The 18057-nt window shown below is 42.1% G+C and carries 14 protein-coding genes; 6 read left to right on the forward strand and 8 right to left on the reverse strand.

The features are described 5' to 3' along the window. Positions 1–291: 291 nt before the first annotated feature. Positions 292–2082, reverse strand: a complete 1791-nt coding sequence (locus FTW16_RS05065; protein WP_146490301.1) for a sigma-54-dependent Fis family transcriptional regulator — start codon at positions 2080–2082, stop codon at positions 292–294. Between the two features lie 351 nt (positions 2083–2433). On the opposite strand from FTW16_RS05065, the gene FTW16_RS05070 reads away from it, so the two are divergent. After that, positions 2434–3954 (forward strand): aldehyde dehydrogenase family protein, encoded by a 1521-nt coding sequence (locus FTW16_RS05070; protein WP_146490302.1) that lies wholly within the window; start codon positions 2434–2436, stop codon positions 3952–3954. A 132-nt stretch (positions 3955–4086) separates the two neighbouring features. Here the strand turns inward: FTW16_RS05070 and FTW16_RS05075 are convergent, their stop codons facing one another. The 6 genes from FTW16_RS05075 to FTW16_RS05100 form a co-directional block, all read right to left on the reverse strand. Beyond that, positions 4087–4824: an NUDIX domain-containing protein gene (locus tag FTW16_RS05075; RefSeq protein ID WP_146490303.1), complete on the reverse strand. Its 738-nt coding sequence runs from the start codon at positions 4822–4824 to the stop codon at positions 4087–4089. Between the two features lie 240 nt (positions 4825–5064). Further along, positions 5065–5466 (reverse strand): hypothetical protein, encoded by a 402-nt coding sequence (locus tag FTW16_RS05080; RefSeq protein WP_146490304.1) that lies wholly within the window; start codon positions 5464–5466, stop codon positions 5065–5067. Between the two features lie 187 nt (positions 5467–5653). Then, entirely contained in the window at positions 5654–5986 is a 333-nt protein-coding gene (locus FTW16_RS05085) for a DMT family transporter (protein ID WP_132763055.1), read from the reverse strand. Between the two features lie 149 nt (positions 5987–6135). Then, complete coding sequence (fghA, locus tag FTW16_RS05090) at positions 6136–6975, reverse strand: S-formylglutathione hydrolase (RefSeq protein WP_146490305.1); 840 nt, start codon at positions 6973–6975, stop codon at positions 6136–6138. Between the two features lie 181 nt (positions 6976–7156). Further along, on the reverse strand, positions 7157–8305 hold the full coding sequence (locus FTW16_RS05095; RefSeq protein ID WP_146490306.1) for an S-(hydroxymethyl)glutathione dehydrogenase/class III alcohol dehydrogenase: 1149 nt from the start codon (positions 8303–8305) through the stop codon (positions 7157–7159). Between the two features lie 481 nt (positions 8306–8786). Beyond that, positions 8787–9335, reverse strand: coding sequence for a hypothetical protein (locus FTW16_RS05100; protein ID WP_146490307.1), 549 nt, complete (start codon positions 9333–9335; stop codon positions 8787–8789). Positions 9336–9600: 265 nt separating this feature from the next. Here FTW16_RS05100 and FTW16_RS05105 point away from each other — a divergent pair, with 265 nt between their 5' ends. Both FTW16_RS05105 and FTW16_RS05110 read left to right on the forward strand, forming a co-directional pair. Continuing rightward, the gene (locus tag FTW16_RS05105; RefSeq protein ID WP_261383412.1) at positions 9601–12099 is read left to right on the forward strand and encodes a hypothetical protein; all 2499 of its coding nucleotides are present in this window, start codon (positions 9601–9603) and stop codon (positions 12097–12099) included. A 5-nt stretch (positions 12100–12104) separates the two neighbouring features. Further along, complete coding sequence (locus FTW16_RS05110; RefSeq protein ID WP_146490308.1) at positions 12105–13094, forward strand: hypothetical protein; 990 nt, start codon at positions 12105–12107, stop codon at positions 13092–13094. A gap of 139 nt (positions 13095–13233) precedes the next feature. Here FTW16_RS05110 and mpaA read toward each other — a convergent pair whose 3' ends face one another. Next, positions 13234–13944, reverse strand: a complete 711-nt coding sequence (gene mpaA / locus FTW16_RS05115; protein ID WP_146490309.1) for a murein tripeptide amidase MpaA — start codon at positions 13942–13944, stop codon at positions 13234–13236. A gap of 313 nt (positions 13945–14257) precedes the next feature. Here mpaA and FTW16_RS05120 point away from each other — a divergent pair, with 313 nt between their 5' ends. From FTW16_RS05120 to FTW16_RS05130, 3 genes are all read left to right on the forward strand, one after another. After that, positions 14258–15883 carry an ABC transporter substrate-binding protein gene (locus FTW16_RS05120; RefSeq protein ID WP_146490310.1) on the forward strand — a complete coding sequence of 542 codons (1626 nt, stop codon included), beginning with the start codon at positions 14258–14260 and terminating at the stop codon, positions 15881–15883. A gap of 431 nt (positions 15884–16314) precedes the next feature. Continuing rightward, the gene (locus tag FTW16_RS05125) at positions 16315–17364 is read left to right on the forward strand and encodes an ethylbenzene dehydrogenase-related protein (protein WP_146490311.1); all 1050 of its coding nucleotides are present in this window, start codon (positions 16315–16317) and stop codon (positions 17362–17364) included. Positions 17365–17443: 79 nt separating this feature from the next. Beyond that, positions 17444–18043 carry a cytochrome C gene (locus tag FTW16_RS05130; protein WP_146490312.1) on the forward strand — a complete coding sequence of 200 codons (600 nt, stop codon included), beginning with the start codon at positions 17444–17446 and terminating at the stop codon, positions 18041–18043. Positions 18044–18057: the final 14 nt, after the last annotated feature.

Below are 18057 nucleotides of genomic sequence, written 5' to 3' on the forward strand. Positions count from 1 at the left end.
AGGATTGCATTGGGCTTGTATTTATATTTGATGTGTGGGTTATGAAAGATAAATAAATGCTTGCTTAAGGTTAAGTAACCAATTGTATTTATTGATCTTTAAACCTTATTGATAAAGTGGTCTTTTGTTAGGTGAGAACTGTGTTTTTTTCGCTCGTTACTGAATGTGGATTATTCATTATATGACAATGGTCACACTTAATTTTACTCAAAGTCATTCATTCCCCCTATTTATACGAGTGTTTATGTTTGTTTTATCAATTTAGGGCAGCCAAAGCTTGGTTCATTTCCTTCATTGAAGAATCCCCAAACTCTTTAGTTTTCGATAAATAGTATTACGGCTGATGCCCAGTATTCGGGATGTCTTGCTGATATTACCTTGGTTGGCTTGATAGGTTTGCAGCAAGGTCTCTTCAACGGTACTTCTTAAGTCAGCATTTGACTTACCTTCGATGATACGAGAAGCAGTAATCTGATGATGACTATCTTGAGCTAAAGAGGTGAGGTGCTGAGCAAGGTGGCTTGGTACATGTTCTAGAGTGACTTGTGGTTCGTCGCTCGCGAGTAGGGCGGTAACCTTCAGTAAGTTATCTAATTCTCGGATATTACCCGGCCAAGAATAAGCGCATAGTAAGCTCATCAAGTGAGGGCAGATTGTCTGTCCATCTTCTGCGTATTTTCGGTGAATATTTTTGATTAAAGCGTGCTTGTCTTGTCGGTATTGCAGGCTTGGTAAGGTGAAGGCCAAGCCATTTAATCTGTAATACAGATCTTGCCTAAATTCTCCTGTCGCAACTAACTGCTCGAGGTTTTTATGTGTGGCAGCGATGATCTGACAATCAACTTGGTAACTCTGGTTTGAACCCACAGGTACTACGGATTTATCTTGCAGAACATGCAGCAGTCGACACTGAGCCTCCAAAGGCATGTCGGCGATCTCATCTAGAAATAGAATCCCTTTATCTGCTTGGCGGATCTTGCCTTGGAAGCCCTTGTGGCTTGCTCCCGTAAAGGCGCCCGGCGCGTAACCAAACAATTCAGATTCGATAAGATCTTTCGGTAGTGCTCCACAATTGACGGCAACTAAGGGTGAGGATTTACGCTGGCTCTGTTTGTGTAAGGCTTTAACAAACTCACCTTTTCCAACGCCAGTTTCACCTAAGATCAGCAAGCTGATCCTTTTATCGATGACCTTATTAGCTTGCTGCCAAGCGTGTTCTATCTGTTGTTCGCCATGGTGCAAATCACACGATGCTGAAATAGAACGTGTGCGTTTGGTTGTCGTGCGTTTGAGGTGCTGTTTTTCAAACACAAATGAGGTGTCTAATGAAGTTCGGTTGAAGAGGGTATCAATGCATGCACCAACGATCGAGGTTTGATCCAGCAATTGAGAGGCGACTTGATTATGCGCCACCACCTCACCAGCCTCATTCGCTATTACGATCCCTTGCCAACCACTGTGCAATAACGATTTCTCACACGCGAGATCAATACGAGTCGTGCCTTGTGGGATATGACTCAATAGCTGGTTTTCAACAAGCTGAACCATGTTTTGAACGAGTAGCTGCACCGAACTGTCGTGTTGTTGCTGTTCACTGGTGATGTCCAATACGCCAACCATCTGGCCTTGATGATCAAACACAGGGCTTGCTGAACAACTTATAAACCGATGCTGGTGGATGAAGTGCTGTTCGCCAATGACAGTCACTGGTTTGGCTTCCACAATGGCGGTGCCAATCGCGTTGGTGCCTTTAAGTTGTTCCTGCCAACACGCCCCTGAGCTGAGTGCAATTGACGTCAGTTTCTCTTTAAACCGCTCCTGTCCCCAACTTGCCAGAATGACGCCCTCAATATCGGTCAAAATCAAACGACTGTCAGTGCGTGCAAACATCTGATTAAACAGAGGTAGCGCATTACGTTCGACGATTTGAATCAAGCTCGATGATTGATGACGTCGCTGTTTAAGAATCGATTGTGGCAGGCGAATGTCTTCGGGAAGTCGTCTCTGTTTAAGACCCGCTTCTGTGCTGCGGTGCCAAGAGGATGAAAGCCAATCTGAGGTGTTTGCTTGTTGAAGGTGCATGACTGTTCCATGTCGTAACAGTGAGGGTGTACCAATTTGGAACAGTTGAACACTGGAGTGCTTTCCATACGTCCGTTCAATGCCAACTCACTTTGGGTTGTAAACGTTTGGTAATCATAGTTTTACAATTTATTAACAACAAGTTTTGAAGTTCTGGCGTGTGATTTGCGTTGTTACTGTTGTGAAGAAAACACGAAGTATCAGTGTTTTAAACAGAAAGTATAAACATGGCGGCTCTTTTTTTGAGTTCTCTTCTCGGGTTCTCTTCTCAAGGGAAGCCGCCATGCTAGCTCGACAACATAAGCTCAATAACGAATGAACAACGACTAAAAATCTAAGAAGGATCTAACTATGATTTACGCACAGCCGGGTAGTGATAACGCAGTGGTGAACTTTAAAGCTCAATACGATAATTTTATCGGTGGTGAGTGGGTGAAGCCTGTCAGCGGCGAGTATTTTGATAACACTTCCCCAGTTAATGGTCAGGTGTATTGCCAAGTCGCGCGTTCAACCGAGGCAGACATTAGCTTGGCACTCGATGCAGCGCATGCAGCTCGTGCGAGTTGGGCAGCAACGAGTGTGACTGAACGCTCGAATATCCTGCTTAAGATTGCCGATCGTATTGAAGCGAATCTAGAAGAAATCGCGGTTGCTGAAACGTGGGAAAACGGCAAACCTGTGCGTGAAACTTTAGCGGCAGATATTCCTTTGGTTGTCGATCACTTCCGCTACTTTGCGGGTTGTATTCGAGCGCAAGAAGGCAGTGCAGCTGAGCTCGATTCAAACACGGCAAGCTACCACTTCCCAGAACCAATTGGTGTGGTAGGTCAGATTATCCCTTGGAACTTCCCGATTTTAATGGCGGCTTGGAAACTGGCACCCGCACTGGCTGCGGGGTGTTGTGTAGTGATGAAGCCAGCCGAGCAAACGCCAACCTCGATTTTGGTGATGATGGAGAAGATCGCTGACCTTCTGCCTGCTGGTGTGGTCAACATCGTTAATGGTTTTGGTAGTGAAGCGGGTCAGGCTCTCGCGACCAGTAATCGCATTGCTAAGTTAGCATTTACGGGTTCAACTGAAGTTGGTCATCATATTTTGAAATGCGCCGCTGAAAGCCTAATTCCATCAACGGTTGAGCTTGGCGGCAAGTCTCCAAACATCTACTTCCCGGATATCTTTAACCATGAAGATGAATACTTAGATAAGTGTGTCGAAGGTATGTTGTTGGCGTTCTTTAACCAAGGTGAAGTGTGTACCTGTCCATCACGTGTATTGATCCATGAATCGGTGTACGACAAGTTCATCGCCAAGGTGGTTGAGCGTGCTCAAACCATCAAACAAGGTAACCCGCTAGATACCGATACTCAGGTTGGCGCACAAGCTTCTAAAGAGCAGTTCGATAAGATTCTGAGCTATCTTGAGATTGGCCGCCAAGAAGGCGCGAAAGTGCTGACAGGTGGTGAAATCGCGCAGCAACCAGATGATTTAGGTAATGGTTACTACATTCAACCAACCATGCTCGAAGGCAACAACAAGATGCGTGTCTTCCAAGAAGAGATCTTCGGCCCTGTTATCGCGGTGACGACCTTTAAAGATGAAGCGGAAGCGTTAGAAATTGCCAATGATACCGAGTATGGCTTGGGTGCAGGGGTATGGACACGTGATGCAAACTTAGCGTATCGAATGGGGCGCAATATCGAAGCGGGTCGTATTTGGGTTAACTGTTACCATGCTTATCCAGCACACGCGGCGTTTGGTGGCTACAAGAAATCAGGCATTGGCCGTGAGACACATAAGATGATGCTCGACCATTACCAAAACACCAAGAACCTGCTGATCAGCTACGATACCAATCCGCTAGGTTTCTTCTAATACAAAAAGTATGAGAATGAATCATGGGTACAAAGAATAACTAACAACGCAGTTGGCTTAATTAAGAAAACAAAAGCTAGAAACCAAAACGCCCAACTCATTTGAGTTGGGCGTTTTTATGCTTGAATCGTTCTAGTTTTGTGAAAAGAAGATCTCTGGCTTGTGGGTTGGGCCTGAATTGCTTTCGAGTTGAGTCAGCTCCAAGCCTTGTTTACCAATCAAAGACGCAACCATTTGACGGTTGAACGGGTAGTTCTCAGCGTTGTTGATGAACTCTTCTACATCTACCCATTTGGCTTCTGCAATTTCATCGGTGTCTTGAATCGCAATCTCTTGATTTTGAGCAATCAGGTGACAAACGAAGTAGAGGTTTGATTTGCCAAATTGATATGGGTGGCGCGTTGCCATGCCAACCACCGATACAAACTCCGCTTTGATACCCGTCTCTTCCAAGGTTTCTCGAACCACAGACTCTTCAATACCCTCGCCAAGTTCAATGTGGCCGCCAGGTAATTTGTAGCCTGTCATGCCATGCTCTTTGATCATCAGCACTTGTTTGTGTTCGTTGGTGATCAATGCACCTGCGCCCAAGGTGTGAGTCGGAATGAAAGGCACAAACTCAACGATTTCGGATTTATGGATCAGCGTGATTTCATCTTCTAGGCAGTTGTGAAACACAAAGCCTAGCTCAGTGGCTACTGGAATAAGATGCGATAGCGAAATAGGCAAACTAATCCAAATAATGCCTTTGTTGTTTTGTTTTGAAAATTCGGTGATTTCATTAAGTTCGGCACAAAATGCATCAGCATCTTGAGGTGCTGTCGCTGGGTCAATGATGATGCCGTTAAATTTGTCGAGCGTAAATTCCACGGGTGATCCTTTATTATTTTTGATTTATTGGGCGTGAGCATTGGATGAGCTTATCGTATCTAAAGAGCTTATAACACCTTGAGAACTGATAACACCTTGAGAGCAGGGTAGCAGTGAATCAAAAGTAGGCAATGCAGTTTATGTCGACTGGGGCGGAATAAGTGGAGTGTGTTGTTAGAAACAAAAACAGCGCTTGGAAGCCAAGCGCTGTCTAATCATAGATTCTATTGTGTACCGACTTTAACGAACGTAGTTGGCATTAATACTCACATACCAGTGCTGCAGTTTGCCATCGGCTTTTTTGATCCACAAATCGTTGGTGTAGCTCTCAATCTTGCCGTTAACCGTAAGGTTGAATGTGTTCTCGTCGAATTCGCCAAGCTTCACAAACTGGTCTGTCGTAATCAGAAACGGGTCCATGTCGTCCACGCCAACCACATCGGAAATCACATAGTAGTGATAGGTCAGCGGCTTGCTCGCATCGTTCGGATTACTGCGATACGCCACCAGCTTGAATGGTTCCGTTAATGGTACGTCGAGTGTTTGTTTGTCCATGGTCGCTGGAATCGGGATAAACAGCCAAGCGGTAAACAGACCACTCAGTAAAACCATCAGGAAGAACAGAGTTTTAATTGCTTTCATAGCAACCTTCAAAATAGGTAATGTTGAAGGCGCTATGGTAACAGGTTTGATTTGCGGATTGTAAGAGTATGAATAAGTGAAGGCATCACCTGTCTGTTAGAAAATTTGAACGAATTGACACATTGTTAATAACTTATTGTTCGCCACCCCGAGTTCACAAGCTTCTGTTTACAACTCTCGGTTAAAGTTAGTGCGAGTGACCTTGAGATAGGTTGATCATCACAACACCAGCTGCAACGAATAACATGCCAATCCAAACCATAGTATCTAGGTGCTGGCGGTAAACGAAGGTAGAAATCAGGCTCACTGTCACGATAGCTAAACCTGCCCATAAAGAGTGCACCACACCAACCGGCATCCCTTTCATCGCTTGGCTCAAAAATAGAAATGCCGCCAAGTGGCCTGAAATAACCAGTAAAGCAGGAACAGGTTTAGACAAACTAAAACCATCGGTTGCCTTAAGTGCAACGTGAGAAAGTGCTTCAGCCATTACGCCCATCATCAAGAAAAACCAGCTCATATTCGTACCTTTATCGTTGTATGGTTTGTGTTGGTATAGCAAGAGTGTTTGAAAGTGGTATTCGATGCTAATCGCGGATTAGCTCATATTGCAGGCACAAAAAAGCCCACACCTCACGCTTTTGCAAGGTGTGGGCTAAATAGATGTGACTATTTGTTTAGGTAAGCAGCGTGGAACTCAATATGCTCATCAATAAAGCTAGAGATAAAGTAGTAGCTGTGGTCGTAACCTGGCTGCATACGTAGCTCTAAATCGGCATTCGTTACCTTAGCGGCTTCAACTAATTGTTCAGGCTTTAGCTGCTCAATTAGGAAGTTATCAGCTTCGCCTTGGTCTACTAACATTGGCAGCTTAGTGCCTTTGGTTTTTAAAAGCTCAGAAGCATCGTAGTGTTTCCATTCTTCAATATCTAATCCTAGATATTGGTTGAATGCTTTCTGCCCCCAAGGGCATTGCATTGGGTTTGTTATTGGGCTGAATGCAGAGATAGAACGGTAGTTGTCTTCGTTCTTGATGCCAATTGTTAGTGCACCATGTCCGCCCATGCTGTGACCAGAAATCGATTTCACAGACGTTACTGGGAAGAAAGATTCAATCAGTGCTGGGAGCTCTGTTACTACATAATCGTACATGTGGTAATGGCTGTCCCACGGTGCTTGAGTTGCATTCACGTAGAATCCTGCACCTTGGCCTAGATCGTAGCTTTCATTATCGGCAACGCCTTCGCCACGTGGGCTTGTATCTGGTGCAACAATAGCGATGCCTTGCTCTGCAGCGGCTTTGAAAGCGCCGGCTTTTTGCATGAAGTTTTCATCGGTACAGGTTAAGCCTGATAACCAATACAAAACAGGAACTGGGTTTTCTTTGCTTGCATTGGGTGGCAAGAAAATCGCAAAACGCATGTTGCAGTCAAGCGTTGCTGAAAAGTGGGTGTATTGTTTGTGCCAACCACCAGCAACCTTTGCTTGGCTAATGTTTTCGATTGTCATTTATTGTGCTCCGTTAGGTTGATGGTTTCGGAATTAATGTGTTTGGGTTGTTTAATACTAAAGCCAAAGTTATAGCTAAAGGTTTCACCACCCACCGGGCAGGAGGTGGTGAAGACAGTTTCGCCCTGATGTTTAAGTCAGAACTGTGGTCTCGATACCGAGGTATCGAGACCAAGGAGAATTACTTATCCATGTGTAGAACAGTACGGATAGATTCACCTTTGTGCATTAGGTCGAATGCTTCGTTTACATCTTGCAGACCCATAGTGTGAGTAATGAACTCTTGTAGACCAAACTCACCAGCCATGTAACGGTTTACGATTTCTGGAAGCTCTGAGCGGCCTTTAACACCACCGAAAGCAGAACCACGCCATACACGACCTGTTACTAGTTGGAACGGACGAGTAGAGATCTCTTGACCTGCACCAGCAACACCGATGATTACAGATTCGCCCCAACCTTTGTGGCAGCACTCAAGTGCTTGACGCATAACGTTAACGTTACCGATACACTCGAAAGAGTATTCAACGCCACCGTCTGTCATCTCAACGATAACGTCTTGGATTGGTTTATCGTAGTTCAATGGGTTGATGCAGTCAGTCGCGCCAAGTTGTTTCGCTAGCTCGAATTTGCTTTCGTTGATATCAACACCGATGATGCGGTCAGCACCAGCCATGCGAGCACCAATGATTGCAGATAGACCGATACCGCCTAGGCCGAATACAGCAACGTTGTCGCCTTTTTCAACTTTAGCTGTGTTCAGTACTGCGCCCATACCTGTTGTAACGCCACAACCTAGAAGACAAACTTCTTCAAGTGGTGCTTCTTTGCTTACTTTCGCTAGTGAGATTTCTGGAAGTACTGTGTACTCAGAGAAAGTAGAACAACCCATGTAATGGAAAATAGTTTCGCCATTTACAGAGAAGCGGCTAGTACCGTCTGGCATTAGGCCTTTACCTTGCGTTTCACGAACGGCTTGGCATAGGTTAGTTTTACCAGACTTACAGAATTTACATTCGCCACATTCAGCTGTGTAAAGTGGGATAACGTGGTCGCCAACTTCAACGCTTGTTACGCCTTCGCCGATCATCTCAACGATACCGCCACCTTCGTGACCAAGAATTGACGGGAAGATACCTTCTGGATCGTCACCTGAAAGAGTGAATGCATCAGTGTGACAAACGCCAGTAGCAACGATACGAACTAGAACCTCACCAGCTTTGGGAAGTTGTACATCAACTTCTTCCATTTTTAGCGGTTCACCAGCTGCCCATGCAACCATTGCTTTTGATTTAATATGAGTTTGACCAGGTTTAATTTCGATTGTCATTGGATATTTCCTATATATGTCAGTACAGCGGATAACCGTGCAATTAAATTCAACCCGTTAAGCGTAGTTGAGCTTAATTGTTTCCGCTCTCTCGTTTTGTTGGAGCTAGTATAGGTGTGAGTGCATGTTTTGATAATCCCCTTAAATTGAAAATTATTATTACGTATGTGTAATAATTGATGTATTCAGAGGAGTTCAGAGAGGGGGTCGTTACTCAGAAAATGTAAGAACATTCTGAGTAGCTTTCTATGGAAGACACTAATTGGAAACAAATGGGGCGTAAGTTAGTAGGCTATGTGATTTGGTGTGGTGGCCATCAACTTGTTTTTGAGGTTTGTGAGTTATTAAGGGCTCTAACTCATTTCTGCCCCTTTGTCTTTTAGAGGGAAATGTCAACAAACAAAAATGGGTGACAAATGCCTGACTTTTTCTAATCAATAAAAGTCAGGCCGAACAGTTATTCACAGACCAAAATTGATCACTAAAATGACTTGCGTATGTGCTGCTTACTTTCATTAAGAAGACTTGATAAGGTAGCGTTATCGTAGATTATGCTCTTCTCCAATAAAGGCTTAGGAGTATGTAGATTAATTGTCTTTACTAACCAATTTCTGTAATAGAACAAAGTATCCTCAAGCGGCTGTAGTTCAAAACTTGGGTCTGCGCCCTCTACGTCTATATCTACATGCGCTACGTATCTATTTCTTGCTGTTGACACTGCTTTTTTGATTTCCCCCCACTCATCCGTTGTCAGCCCTAAGTCTCTTAACATTATTGAGGCATCAAATTTACCTAAATCATCATGGTTAAAGTTATTCTTGGTAAAGCTAATTTTGTTGGTATTCGCCTTACAAAAAATAGAGTGCCAATTGATTATCAAGTCATTCATCAAAACTTCGGCAACATGATTAAAGCTGTGGTGAGCCTCTGGAGGGATCTCTCTGTAAAGGTGTAGCGAATGTAATGCCATCTCAATAGTCGCGTATTGAGCATTAGCCATACGTAGCTTTACTTCTAGTGGTGTTTTCATGCTCATCCTGTCTATAAGTTATGTTAGCCAACTATCTCTAATATACTGTTTTGGTTGCTATAAACAAAAATGAATCTCTAAATTAGATCCTTTAAAAGTCTGACGGGTATCATTTGGGAGATTCTTACTCTGAACCAAAGGTAAGGGGAGCATGGACTGAAAAGAAAAGTTATTGCGGCGACTTCTGACCCAGAAAGTGATAGCGAATCAAACAGATTTTTTTCTTAATAATTCATATACCTAAGCTCTGCTGTTATGATACTCGGTGATTGTTGAAGAAGGTATGTTAATCGTGGTTGAAGTAATAAAAACCTTACTAGAGTCCAAACTATGGTTTTGGAAGTTGAAATCCAAATATGATCGGGCTAATTTCCTAATTGAGCGAACCTCGTACAACTGTGAAGAATCTTATTCTAAAGCTAGGAGCAATGCTGCCATTCTACGGTCGATAGCGTGGATTGGCTTAAAAAGCTTGGGGTGGATCTCTCTCTTATTATTTGCGATCGGCTCAATGGAAGGTTACATCAGGTCCAATACTAATTTTCTAACTCCTTTAAGTGAAGAAAAAGTAGATTTCCATCTCGAGCAACTTAGGCTCTATGCTCAAATATTAACTGCTATTTTTTCAATATACTTTGCTACAATTGGCATAATATTAAGCTCTGGTTACACTAAGCTACGGAGAGACATAATACAATTGCTGGTTACTGAACAAGTAGGCAATGTTTATTCTCGACTTTTGGTGTTTTCAGCAATGTTCTGCCTTTGTGCAACTGTTTTTAAATCTTTTGACTTTAATCCTAGTTTAATGATTTACGTAACTGGTACTTTGCTAACTGTTGTAAGCACACTTACTTTGTTTCCATTGGGTCAGCGACTATTCAACTTTTTTGATTTAAACCAACTAACCCACATTGAAGTTATACCAAGAATCGCACGTCATATCGAAAACGCTGCCAAATCAAGTAATTCAATTTCTCTAGCTAACCATCACTCAAAGAAAGCACAGATTGCTTTTAAACAGCTTTGTTATATCGATGAACAGGTAAAGATCGATAAAACTAGGCTTGGGGATAGTTTACCTGCTTTGAGTCATGATTATTCCTCGTTACTCCAGCACTATCTTAGTGAAAAGCATCGAATCAACCACCAAAGCTATTGGTTCCCTAGGCTACAGAAGCATAAACAATGGTTTCTTTCAGGCGATACTGCAACTCATTCTGCATTGCAAACAAGCAGCCAACTAGCAACAGAAGAAGAAATAAATTATCAGTGGTTAGAAACCGAAATTATTGAAAGGCTAGCTCAACATATAGAACTTGCATTTAATAGTGGTGATTTTAAATTAGGGTTGGATCTTCTTGGTCAATTATCTTCTAGGATCTCTATTTATGCGGGGCAGCTTCAGCTCGAAATAGGAATGCGAGAAGTACAAAGAGTACAAGAAATTTTGGTCACTGCATTCTCAATAACTAAACAAGTTGATAATGAAGATGATAAAAAGATGTTAATAGGTATAGCTGATATGTGGGCTGCACTAGGTAGCAGCTTATGCCTTGAAACAATGAGACGAATGATCAATTTTGAGAAGGAGTTGTCACAGTTTTTCGATAATGATGTTTGGACAAAAAAATCGCTACAATCTCTACCCGCTTTACTGCAAGTTGAGCTGGGGTTTATTATTAAATCTATAGAGTTTGAAATAAGTATCGAAGGAAAGCGGTTATCGAAACCTAAATTTGTTCAACAATTAGCTGTTCAGAAGCTACTAAAACATTATGCGAAAATTCTACATGACGTCGATAACTTTTATACAACTATGGTACCGAGCTTTATACAGTCGTTAATAGAACTGAAAATGCAGGAAGCAGCAACTCAGGTGATCTTATCAAGCCTTCATAACTATTGGAAATTACCAAGATGGTACGGTGATATATCTACATTGATTGATGGATATAATTTATTGGCACACCATTCTGAAGAGGTGAATGCTTTTCCTAAAATTGATATTACGGCCATGAATGGACGACTAAGTAATTCGAGAGCCACTGCAATAGAGATGTTAAGTAAACCTGATATAGTGGGCCATGTATTTGAGAATGGACATAATGATGAGCTACCTGATTATTTTGGGCATGTATATTTCGAGCTAGCTGAAGCTTGTAGAGATGCTCTTGAAGAAAATGATCATGAAAAGTTAAACCGAATTTTTCCAATGTTCATGGTATTGGCATTCCAAGCTTCTGATTCTAAATTTTTGGATCCTGATTTAGATGTAAATCAAGAGTACAGAGTGCATCTCGTTTCGTCTGTTTTGATTGATATAATGTCCATATTAGGACTTGCTATTTTGTACAGCTCTTACTTTGAGAATACTCAGTTATCTGAGTTAGCTCTGAAACAATTCAATGCCAGAGTTGATAGTGCTCCAGATAAAAGATTGTACTTGAAAAGGATGGTAGTTCTTTCAGACCCACATAAGTTTAGTTTTAGTGCATCACCTAGAGACATGATTAGATTGAATTGGAAAATGTCCTTTGAGCAACGTATGAGAAAGGATGGGTACAGCGATAGGTTAACTAGAAGTAGAGGTAAGGAACATACGAACAAAATTATTAGAGAATTTATTCGAAGTTCCCTCTCTGAAGTGTCTCATCTATTTATCGCGGTTCATATTCTTCCACAATTAGGACCTGTTGACTTTGAAATAAACCACTCTATTTCAAGTCTTTCTGATAGATTGACTGAAAGCTCAGAGGAGTAGTATTAATGAGGGTGACTAAAGGTGAACCATTACACCATTATCGTTACGATGACGAAAATTTAAACTTTATTGAACGATTCGTTACTAGGAAGAAGAGAAGGGTAGAAGGGTTCTATCAGAGAATGTTTAATGAGGATTTTTCTAGGATATTTAGAGCCTCCAGTGTGAAACATTCACTTTTCAACATAACATCAAATGATGATGAGCTTGCTAAAAGGCTACTTCTTGGCTTAAAGAGCCAACATGGATATCAAAATAGTGATGAAATTATACGCGAATGGATTGAAGATATAGCTCAGTCTTTATTGTGGTCACAAACAGCTTACTACTTTGTTTATGATGTTCAGGCACAAAACGAATCTAGAATAATTCCTTTGAATTTTGATGATATATTCAACGTATTAGGTATAAATTTTCAATTAGTGCCGAAGCGATTCGAACGTCCTTGGAAAAGTGATGAAGAATTACTACCGAGAGAGTTGCGAATTTTAGAAGAAAATAAGTTAATAAGGTTTAATATATGCCACAAACTTAATAAGCTTTTATCTCGCCAAAATAGAACATTAGGTCTTTTAGATAAATATAAAGACAACAACCTACAGTTTTACCCTCAAGCAACATACGATGAACCTAGTCCAAAAACTTACTTTGATTTTAATTGTTGGTCAAAAACGCAGCATAAAGCCTTACATATCGCAACACGTGAAACTGGTTGGAGTGCTAGGAATTTAGGGGAATCGGAGCGCTCTGTATATTTCGATTATTACCGCATGCTCCGTTTTAGGAAAAACCAGTTAATATTTCGTGACGATATATTGGATCAAATAGGTAGAGAGCTTACCCGAATCGGTCGCCAATATAATGAAATGTTTACTATCGTAATTTCACCTACAAGTGCCTTGCCGAAAGTTGAAGAACTTAACGATCTAGAAGAACAGTTTTCTAAGGAACAGGTTAGTTTTAAAGAAATCAGAGATTGTTATTTTGAACGTTAAATTATCAAATTGAGCAGGTAACTCTGTAGTGGCTGAGTGACTTTTGCCACTTGATGGGAGGTTTGCAATACCTGAAGTTATTCATGAATTGCTAATTTAGGAAAGTCGGTGGCAAACTTCTGTCCAAAAACGTGTTTGTCTAACCAATCCCCTCACACCCCAACACTGCCACAAATGCCTCCAAATACTGTTCGATAGTCAAATCCGCTGAAACGGGCGGCAGCTCTACGGTAATGCACGGTAGGCTTCTTTCTTGGCACCATGTGCCGAATGAGCCTGGGGTTTCGTAATCAACGTCTTCAACGAGTGGTAGGTGGAACTGCTTACCTAGCCAAGTGGCGAGTTCTGACTGAGTTGGGTCGTCGACCATGGCGAGTGGTTCGTGGAAAGAGATGACGAACTTGGTTTGGCGCTGCTCAATGAGGTTGATGAGCGACTGCACTTCCGGTTCAAGCTGATTGGCTTGCCCCGTTTTTACTTTTACATCTCTGACAGGGGTGTGAGAACTCCAGCGATAGACGGTGCCGTTTTCTGTCCAGTTTTTAGTCGGAAAGGCGCGGTTCAAATCGACTTGGTTAGCGTTAGCGCGAGTGCCTAGCTGGTTGCCGTCTGGGTTCATCGACAAGATCACATCATGTCGCAAGTTGGCGGCTGGTAGGCTTCTTAGCGCGCAAGACAAACCCGCGATAGAAGCGGTTTCATCGCCGTGTGTGCCCGCTAAAATCAGCCCGCGAGATTCGCTTTCTACTTGCGCGGGGAAATAGAGCAAGGGTGCACCCAACACCGATTTTCCATATGACAGCGGCTTTATCGAAAACGCAGCTCTTTCCGTTCTTGGAATTAAACTCACCTTAATCTCCTGATTGATCAAGTACTATCAAATAAGTAATACCAATCGTAGTAAATAACTGTTCACCCTAGCTTGTTAAAAATCTCGATAACGTCGTTAGATTTTTTGATTGTAGAATAACTACTTATCGAAAAGATCCGCCTTGTTCTCAAGCTTTTTTCCTGCGCTATTTTTGAACACTTACTTACTGTGATTGGTATAACTACTATTTAGATGACCTCTATTAAATAAACCATAGCGTCAAAACACGTCAACCGTCGCATTGTTAATTTTATTACTTTGCTTCAAAGATAGGCTAGGAGAGCAAAAAAACATGGATTTTAAGAAACATTCAACGGCTTTAATCATTTCATCTCTATTGACCCCTTTTATATCAGTAACTGCCGTTGCTGACACATTGCCTGCGGGAACTTCTCTGGCGAAAGAACAACACTTAGTGCGCGCGAATGATGCAGAAGCGGCGACACTAGACCCTGCAAAGGCTGAAGGCCTTCCTGAAATGCACATTCTACGTGACTTGTTTGAAGGTTTAGTGATTCAAGATCGCGATGGCAACATCACTCCAGGTGTTGCGGAATCTTGGGAAACCGAAGACAACCAGACCTTTGTATTCCACCTACGCAAAGATGCTAAATGGTCGAATGGCGATCCGGTGACGGCCGATGATTTCGTGTATGCGATACGACGCGCGGTCGACCCGAAACTCGCTTCGCCGAATGTTTGGTATCTTAAACTTACTCAAATCAGCAACATTGCAGACGTAGCCGAAGGCAAGAAGCCCGTTGAAGAGCTCGGTATCTCTGCCGTTGACAAGCACACGGTTAAGTTCGAACTTGATAGTAAAGTGCCTTACTTTGTGGCGATGACAGGCCACACCTCAATGATGCCAGTTCATAAGGCAACGCTAGAAAACAGCGACAAGCCGTGGAGCGATCCTAAGCAATTTGTAGGGAATGGCGCGTTTGTACTGGACGAGTGGGTGGTTAACGAGCGCATTGAACTGAAGAAGAACCCGAAATACTGGGACAGCTCAGATACCCACCTAACCGAAGTGACATATATTCCGTTTGAGAATCAGAATGCCTCGATTAACCGTTATGCGGTGGGCGAGGTCGATATTACTTCGGACGTGCCGACACATATGGCGCAGCAGCTTAAAACCAAATACCAAGATGCGTTTACCGCGGTGCCTTTGCTGTGTACTTACTACTACGCATTCAATACAACACGACCACCCTTTGATGACGCACGAGTCCGTAAGGCTGTCTCTTATTCCATGATGCGTGATGTGATCACCAATGGTGTTACTCAGGTGGGTAACCTACCTGCTTATACCTTTGCTCATGAATACACGGCAGGCTTTGATGCGACTCAGCCTGAATACAGCACATGGACACAAAAAGAGCGCGACCAAAAGGCGAAAGAGCTGTTGAAAGAAGCGGGATACGATGCGGCTAATCCACTAGATTTCAAGCTGCTCTACAACACCAGTGAGTCGAACAAGTCGATTGCTGTGGCGATCGCTTCCATGCTCAAGGGCAACCTAGGTGCGCAAGTTGAGCTAGAAAACCAAGAGTGGAAGTCTTACCTAGTATCGCGTCGCCAAGGTGATTTTGATGTGATGCGCGCTTCTTGGTGTGGTGACTACAACGAAGCCTCAACCTTCTTAAGCTTATTACGCTCGGGATCTTCAGGCAATTTTGCGCGCTACAATAGTGACAAGTACGATTTAGCTATGGACAGCGCTTTAGCCGCAACCAGTGAACAAGATCGCCAAGGTTTCTATGACCAAGCAGAACAGTTATTGGCTGAAGATATGCCTATCGCACCAATCTACTACTATATGCAGGCTCGTCTAGTACGACCAAGTGTGGGTGGCTTTGCTAAGAACAACGTAGAAGGGCGAATCTATTCTAAGGATCTTTACATCAAAGAATAGATAGGCCAAATGCGAGTTCAGATATAGCAGGTCCAAAATATGATAGAGCTAGTAAATAGCGCATAAAGGTCAAAAACAGAAGAAAAGGGACGTTGAACATAAATATATGATTAACGTCCCTTTATTATTTTCATATTTGTAATGAATCTAATTATGGGCGATTTAAATTGTCGATAAATGAACAATTGATCTTAAAGTTGATACTAATTCCTATTATTTTTAATTTTATCATTGATACCTGAGATAAGGTTGTTGATATTTATGATGTTTGTTTTCTTGACAATAAAATAAATCCCTATTTATCGAGCTCTATATGCCTATTTTTCTATTTAGTCTATTTGTGTTTAAGTTGATATCGATCAATTGAAATAAACTCATTCATTCCTACGCTTAATTGTATAAACAGATCAATGGAAGTTAGGAGAGTAACAATGAAGTACTCAATAATTACACTATCAACCGTGGCTGTACTTACGATCATTCCAGTCAGTGCTGTTCACGCAAAAGATAAGATACTAGAGAGCAGTAAGCTTACCTCAAATATAGTTATCGATGGCAGCGTTGATGCCGTTTGGGATCAAGCTAAACCGCTGACTCAAAAGGTGAATAAATTACCGTATAAGCCAAATAATGGCTATGAGGGTATTAAAAAAACCAGTGTGGAAATGAAGTCGATGTATGACAGTGAATACATTTACTTCTTGTTTACTTATGCCGACCCGACCAAAAGTATTGACCGTTTTCCTTGGATTAAGCAAGAGGATGGTTCTTGGAAACAGTTAAAAAATAAAGATGACACCGGGCATGACAATACCTACTACGAAGACAAATTTGCGGTCTATTGGGACATCAATGCTGAAGGCTTTTCTGAGAAAGGGTGTAATGCTGCATGTCACAGAGCTAAAAAGGGTAAAAACGCAGGGCGTGATGATAAGAACCCAGCACGTAAATACACCAAGCAGGAAGGCGAGTTTATTGATATGTGGCATTGGAAAGGTGTGAGAACCGCGGTACATAATCAGCTCGATGATCAATATGTTGATAGTAATACCGATCCAAAACAAAACAAAGGTTGGGGACGTAAAGGAGACAGCAAAACCGGTGGTGGCTACGTTAATAACGTAAAAGACGGCCAGCCAGCCTATGTATCAGATAACTTAACCAATGAAACATTACTTATTTTAGACTCAGAGAAGAAGCCGTTTACAACTGACTACAATAAGTTAGACCGAATCCCAGGATTAACGGGTAAGCCATTTACCGGTTCCCGTGGTGATATCGAAGTTGGTGCTATTTGGAAAGAAGGTGTTTGGACTTTGGAAATGAAGCGTAAGCTTGTCACTAAGGGTGAAAATGCAGAAACGCAAGATGTGCAATTTAACGATTTGAGCCAATCATATCCATTTGGTGTTGCGGTTTTTGATAACTCTCAAATTAACCACATATACCATCGTGGTGTGTTAAACCTTGAGTTTAAATAAGTATAACACTCGTCACTAACTGAAATGATTTGTGTCGAAATAATCGGCTCAAATCATTTCTTCACAGAAGAGTACTATTATGGTCAAAACAGTTACTCAATATGTTTCTTATTTATTTTTGTTGACCACGTTGAGTATATTCTTTATGCCCCTATCGCTCTGTTCTGAGTCAACAGTTCAGGATTCCGCTTCCCATAATGTAAAACCGTTTTCTAGCCAAATTACCAATGAAGCGGAAATGCAGATTTTAGTAAAGGAAAATAAGCGTTGTATACGGTGCCATCAAAAAAAGCGTCTGCTTAAAAATATTGATGCCATCGCTTCTGTAGGCGCACATGCCAGTACCGAGTTTTACAACAACTGCACAGCTTGTCATGGCAGAAAAGGTTCTCACCCCAAAGATTCTGATGTGGTGAGTGTTATTCCATTCGATGATCATATCGACTTGCCAATTTTCGAGCAAAACCAAAAGTGTATCGCCTGTCATTCTCCTGAAAGCTTGAGGGTCAGTGAGTGGACTCACGATGTACATGCCACCAAATTGACATGTTCCAATTGTCATAATTTACATCGCGATTCAGACCCGATTATCGGTATCAGTAAGAAGTTTCGCATTGGGTTATGTGCAACCTGCCATGAAGCTATTCTGCGTGAGAAAGAGCTTAAGTCGCATCAGTAAGAAGGAGCCAGTTT

This window comes from Vibrio sp. T20 (assembly GCF_007858795.1).
In the GTDB taxonomy this organism is placed as follows: Bacteria; Pseudomonadota; Gammaproteobacteria; order Enterobacterales; family Vibrionaceae; genus Vibrio; species Vibrio satsumensis.